Below are 4,997 nucleotides of genomic sequence, written 5' to 3'. Positions count from 1 at the left end.
CCCGCGCCGATCGCGTGCCGCTGGATGAGTTGCTGGCGCAGGTCGACGCGCTGACCCTGCACTGCCCGCTCAACGAACACACCCGCGACTTTATCGGTGCCCGTGAACTCGCCTTGCTCAAGCCCGGCGCGTTTATCGTCAACACCGCCCGTGGTGGCTTGATCAACGAACAGGCCTTGGCCGATGCCTTGCGCAGTGGGCACCTGGGCGGCGCGGCGACCGATGTATTGAGCGTGGAACCGCCGGTGAACGGCAACCCGTTGCTGGCCGGCGACATCCCGCGCTTGATCGTCACCCCGCACAACGCCTGGGGCAGCCGCGAAGCCCGGCAGCGGATCGTCGGCCAATTGATCGAAAACGCTCAGGGCTTTTTCAGCGGCGCCCCGCTGCGTGTCGTCAGTTGATAAACTGCGCCCCTTTTCAAGGAGCAGACCATGGATCCGCGCAGTGAAGTACTGCTTCGCCAGGCCGAACTTTTTCAAGGCGACGTGCTGCTGGTGGGCTTGCCCGCCGACGACCTGCTGGGCCGCCTGCCCAATGCCCATGGCTGGAGCTGGCACGCCGGCGACCAGGCCGCACTGGACGCACGTTTTGCCGAGCGCAGCCAGTTCGGTGTGAACGTGCCCGAGGGTTCGTTCGAGACCGCGGTGGTGTTCCTGCCCAAGTCCAAGGACCTCACCGACTACCTGCTCAATGCCGTGGCGGCGCGTTTGCCCGGCAAGGAGTTGTACCTGGTGGGGGAGAAGAAAGGCGGCATCGAAAGCGCGGCCAAGCAACTGAACCCGTTCGGCAAACCGCGCAAGCTCGACAATGCGCGGCACTGCCAGTTGTGGCTGGTGACGGTGGCCAACGCCCCCGAGCCGGTAGAACTGGAGAGCCTGGCGCAGGTGTTCGAGGTGCCGCTGGCTGAGGGCCCGCTCAAGGTGGTGAGCCTGCCGGGCGTGTTCAGCCACGGTCGGCTGGATCGCGGTACCGCATTGCTGCTGGAGCATCTGGACAAGTTGCCGAGCGGTCACTTGCTGGATTTCGGTTGTGGCGCGGGTGTGCTCGGGGCAGCGGTCAAGCGTCGCTACCCGCATAACACGGTGACAATGCTCGACGTGGATGCCTTTGCCGCTGCCAGCAGTCGCCTGACATTGGCGGCCAATGGCCTGGAAGCCGAGGTGTTGACCGGTGATGGCATCGACGCTGCTCCGATGAATCTGAACGCGATTCTGAGCAACCCGCCGTTCCACGTCGGGGTGCACACCGATTATTTCGCCACCGAGAACCTGCTACGAAAAGCGGCCAAACATCTGGCAAAAGGCGGCGAACTTCGCTTGGTTGCGAACAGTTTCCTGAAGTATCAGCCGCTGATCGAAGAGCATCTTGGCGTGTGCGCAATCAAGGCAGAAGGTCAGGGTTTTCGCATTTACCGTGCCAAGCGCGGCTGAGATCTTTTTCCAAAAGAAGGCTTGCCGAATGGATTTTGCCTAGGCAGAATCCGCTCCGTCCTAGGGGAGTAGTCTCCCACGAGCGCCACGCTCGTCCGGCATACGTCAACATACTTGGTCAACAGGCCATGGCGTATGCGACCCAGGAGTCCGCACAGACGGACCGGGGTTTGACAAGACCTATGACACGAACACCTTACCCGGGGCGGGAAGGCTGTACGTGTCATAGCCGTGTCGACCCGCCCCTGGAACTTACCTGATGCTGGATTCTCTGCTCGTCCCTACTGCAATCGTTGCCTTGGCCGAAATTGGCGACAAGACGCAACTGCTCGCACTCATTCTCGCTGCACGCTTTCGCAAACCCTGGCCGATCATCGCCGGCATCGTTGCCGCGACCCTGGCCAACCATGCGGCCGCCGGTGCCGTGGGGGCCTGGTTCGGGAGTTTCTTCTCGGATGCGGTGCTGCACTGGATACTCGCGGCGAGCTTCTGCGCCACGGCGCTGTGGACCCTGGTGCCCGACAAGCTCGACGATGACGAAGCCAGCACTTCCCGCAAGTTCGGGCCCTTCCTGACCACGCTGATCGCGTTCTTCCTCGCGGAAATCGGCGACAAGACCCAGATCGCTACCGTGATGCTCGCGGCGCAATACCCGGAACTGTGGCTGGTGATTATCGGCACCACCCTGGGCATGTTGATTGCCAACGTGCCGGTGGTGCTGGCGGGTAATTTTGCCGCGGACAAATTGCCGCTGACGCTGATTCGTCGACTGGCGGCTACGGCATTCTTCATCCTGGCCATTGTTGCGGTGTACAAGGCCATGCAGAGCAGCGGCTGGATCTAAACGCAACCCCATATGAGGGCTGGGCTTTGGTGGGAGCTGGCTTGCCTGCGATAGCATCACCTCGGTGCAACTGACGCACCGAGGTGCCTGCATCGCGGGTAAGCCCGACTCCCACACAAGCCGGGCCCCCACATTCAGATTTGCATTTCAGCCTTATAAATCAGGTTTTTTTCGCCTGCTGATACAACGGCATCACCTTCGGAATCGCCGCCTGCAACGAGGCGATCCGGCTGTCGGAGGCAGGGTGGGTGCTCATGAATTCAGGTGGCGAGCCTTCCGAAGCCTTGGCCATTTTGTTCCACAGGGTAATCGCCGCGTTCGGGTTGTAACCGGCACGCGCCGACAACTCCAGGCCGATCAGGTCCGCTTCGTTTTCATTGCTGCGGCTGTTGGGCAAGGTCATGCCGTAGTTGGCCACGGTATCGGCCAGCGCCAAGCTGTCCTGACCGAGGCCGAACAACGCACCGGCCCCCTGCTTCGCCATTTCGATACCGTAGGCCTTGGACATGGCTTCGCGGCCGTGTTCACGCAAGGCGTGGGCAATTTCATGGCCCATCACGGCGGCGAGTTCGTCGTCGGTCAACTTGAGATTGTCGATCAGCGCGCTGTAGACAAAGATCTTGCCGCCAGGCCCGCAGTTGGCGTTCATCTCGTCACTTTTGATCAGGTTCACTTCCCACTTCCACTGCGCCGCATCCGGACGGAAGGTGGGCGCCTGGGCGATCAGGCGGTTGGCGATCGCCTGCACGCGCTTGGCGTTGGCGCTGGTCTTGTCCACCAGGCCCTTGCCGCTGGCTTCACCCAGGGTCTGCTGGTAGGACTGCGCATACATCTGGTCGACTTCCTGGCTCGACAACATGCTGAACATGTACTGCTTGCGCTCAACCCCCACGGCGCCGCCGCTGGTGGTGTTGACCGACTGACAACCGGCGAGCAACAAAGCCGCGCCCAACGCACATACCGCCACTGTCTTTTTCATCAACCTGCTCCCTGAAAACATGGCGCGTATCGTAGTCGGCCAATTGTATCGACGCCAGATACAACAGACGTATAGCCACCTGATTTCAGATACATCCCACACTGCCGCAAAAAATTCACAAACGCTGGCAACCATTCCATTTACGACATTCGCCCATCCGGCACAGCCATTTTGAGGTAATGGCCCTCATGTCTCCCCCGCCCGCGGCCGATATACACAAGCAGCCAATCTCCCCCTGCGTTCGGAGCCGTCATGAAGTTCAAGTCGATTCAATTTTCTGTCGCGGCACTGGCCGGGGCCATTGTCCTGAGCGTGGTGGCGGTGTTGGTGCTGTATGCCTTGTTCGCCGGGGCGCGCACCCAGGAGATGGTGCAGGAACGCACCCAGGGCCAATTCGAACAAATCATCGAGCAGCGCCTGACCGCCCTGGCGCAAACCCAGGCGACGCTGATCCAGCGCGAACTCGAAGCGCCGCTGGTGACGGCCAAGGGCCTGGCCACCGCCAACGCCCTGATGGGCATGAAAGACGCCAACGGCAACCCGCAACTGGCGGTCTCCCGCGAACAGCTGATCAACCTGATCCACGAAACCGTGGTGCGTAACCCGAAGATTCTTGGCGCCTATATAGGCTGGGAAGCCAACGCCATCGACCACAACGATGCTGCCTACGTCAACAGCCCGGTGGTCGGCATCGAAACCAACGGCCGCTTCCTGCCGTGGTGGTTCCGCAATGCCGACAGCAGCCTGGGCCTGGATAAACTGGCTGACGTGGCCGACCAGACCATCCTGTCCACCGGCGTGCGCGCCAGTGAGTACTACCTGTGCTCCAAGGAAAGCAAAAAGCCCTGCGCCATCGACCCGGCCCCCTACAAGGTGGGCAACGCAATGGTGATGCTCGCTTCGTTTATCGAACCGATCATGATTGACGGCACCTTCCAGGGCATCGTCGGTGCCGACCTGTCGGTGAACTTCATCCAGGAAATGCTCACCAAGGCTGATCAGAATTTGTACAACGGCGCCGGTGAACTGGCGCTGATCTCCAGCAACGGCCGCCTGGTGGCCTACACCAAGGACGCCAGCAAGCTGGGAGAAAAAGCCAGCGATCTGCTCGACAGCAACGAGTTGGCCAACCTCGGCCAGTTGAAGATCGGCGAAGTGCGTTACGACGTGGATAAGGAACACGGGCATATCGAGTTGTTCCTGCCGTTCAACATCGGCCAGACCGATGCCCGCTGGACCCTGTTGCTGCAACTGCCCTTGAGCGCGGTGATGGCGGACTTGCAGGCGATGCAGCACGACCTCGACGCCCAGCGCAAAACCGATATTTTCGGCATGGCCGTGGCCGGGCTGCTGATCGCCGGCATCGGCTTGCTGGTGATCTGGCTGGTGGGCCACGGCATTGCCCGGCCGCTCAAGCAAATGGTGGCGATGCTCAATGACATCGCCCAGGGCGAAGGCGACCTGACCCGGCGCCTGACCAGTGATCGCGCCGACGAACTGGGGGCGATTGCCAGCGGCTTCAATACATTCCTGGCCAAGTTGCAGGGGATGATTACCCAGGTGGTGAGTTCGGTGCAGAAGGTCAGCGACTCCTCGGAGCACACCGCCGACATCGCGATTCGTACCAACCAGGGCGTGCACAAGCAAATGGTCGAGATCGACCAGGTGGCTACCGCCGTGCACGAGATGACCGCGACCGCACAGGACGTGGCGCGCAACGCCACCCAGGCCGCACAGGCCG

At 61.4% G+C, this 4,997-nt stretch carries 5 protein-coding genes and 1 riboswitch; of the genes, 4 read left to right on the top strand and 1 reads right to left on the bottom strand.

The window, feature by feature from the left end; genetic code table 11:
- The 3 genes from HX846_RS21410 to HX846_RS21400 all read left to right on the top strand — a co-directional run.
- The coding region (locus tag HX846_RS21410) for an NAD(P)-dependent oxidoreductase (protein ID WP_306173133.1) at window positions 1–404 on the top strand (404 nt) is incomplete at its 5' end.
- Window positions 405–434: 30 nt separating this feature from the next.
- Complete coding sequence (locus tag HX846_RS21405) at window positions 435–1,433, top strand: class I SAM-dependent methyltransferase (protein WP_003216167.1); 999 nt, start codon at window positions 435–437, stop codon at window positions 1,431–1,433.
- 51 nt (window positions 1,434–1,484) lie between these two features.
- A riboswitch (yybP-ykoY riboswitch) is annotated at window positions 1,485–1,604 on the top strand.
- Between the two features lie 88 nt (window positions 1,605–1,692).
- Window positions 1,693–2,277: a TMEM165/GDT1 family protein gene (locus tag HX846_RS21400; protein ID WP_003216166.1), complete on the top strand. Its 585-nt coding sequence runs from the start codon at window positions 1,693–1,695 to the stop codon at window positions 2,275–2,277.
- Between the two features lie 160 nt (window positions 2,278–2,437).
- On the opposite strand, the gene HX846_RS21395 is transcribed toward HX846_RS21400, so the two are convergent.
- Window positions 2,438–3,256, bottom strand: coding sequence for a M48 family metallopeptidase (locus tag HX846_RS21395; RefSeq protein WP_087692858.1), 819 nt, complete (start codon window positions 3,254–3,256; stop codon window positions 2,438–2,440).
- A gap of 252 nt (window positions 3,257–3,508) precedes the next feature.
- On the opposite strand from HX846_RS21395, the gene HX846_RS21390 reads away from it, so the two are divergent.
- A partial coding sequence (locus HX846_RS21390; protein ID WP_178966056.1) for a methyl-accepting chemotaxis protein occupies window positions 3,509–4,997 on the top strand: 1,489 nt, incomplete at its 3' end.

The organism is Pseudomonas sp. K5002, assembly GCF_013386655.1.
Taxonomy (GTDB): Bacteria; Pseudomonadota; Gammaproteobacteria; order Pseudomonadales; family Pseudomonadaceae; genus Aquipseudomonas.
The sequence above is the reverse complement of the archived record's forward strand: the minus strand, read 5'-3'. Positions and strand labels throughout refer to the sequence as shown.